General features: G+C 41.4%; 2 protein-coding genes. Both read right to left on the minus strand.

Annotated elements, in window-relative coordinates:
- Positions 1-160 (minus strand): DUF6870 family protein (locus G4407_RS17315; RefSeq protein WP_334297107.1); only part of this gene is annotated, 160 nt, incomplete at its 3' end.
- Positions 141-521, minus strand: a complete 381-nt coding sequence (locus G4407_RS17320; RefSeq protein ID WP_012744261.1) for a type II toxin-antitoxin system PemK/MazF family toxin — start codon at positions 519-521, stop codon at positions 141-143. The genes G4407_RS17320 and G4407_RS17315, both read right to left, overlap by 20 nt.
- Positions 522-722: the final 201 nt, after the last annotated feature.

Below are 722 nucleotides of genomic sequence, written 5' to 3' on the forward strand. Positions count from 1 at the left end.
GGACCAGATAAGGATTTCCTACTTTATTCAGAAAAATATCTCTCCGTTCCTGAAGCGATTTATTTCTGTCTGTTTTTATCATCCGTAGATCAGTCATTTCATTGATATCCACATCACTGAAATCCTGATCCAGATAATTTCTATATTCCTCTGCTGTCATGCCCTTCTCCTTCCATTCCCATCTGAATCCGTACTGCTTTCAGTACCCGATCCAGGCTCCACTTATTTACTCTTCCGCATTTCTCAATAATACATTTTGTAGAAATACTCATAACCTGTTCAGCCAATGCCAGGCTTCCTTTTCGGATCCCTGTCATATCGTACTTACTGATAAATACATGTGTTGGCAAATACCGCTTCTTATATATTCTTGACGTCAGCGGAACTACTGTAATGACTGAACTGTATGTATTAGCTTTGTTGTTACTTACTACGATCACCGGTCTTACTCCACCCTGAACCGAAGTTGTCGGAAACATACCGAGATCCGCCCATAAGATATCTCCTCTTCGAATCGTCACTTGTCATCTCTCCAATCTTTTTTTATTTGTAAAGCATCCCTAGCGCTATATTGGCTCCACAGGAATACGGCAGCGTTCCTTTCCAAGATGGAAAGCTCTGCCGCATAACCTCTATAACCAATTTGATTATTAAACAGTGCTCGCTCGATTCTATTTATCCTCGATACCCCGAATCGTTACTCCTGCATCTGCAGGAAGGGA

Source organism: Allocoprococcus comes (assembly GCF_013300725.1).
In the GTDB taxonomy this organism is placed as follows: Bacteria; Bacillota; Clostridia; order Lachnospirales; family Lachnospiraceae; genus Allocoprococcus; species Allocoprococcus comes_A.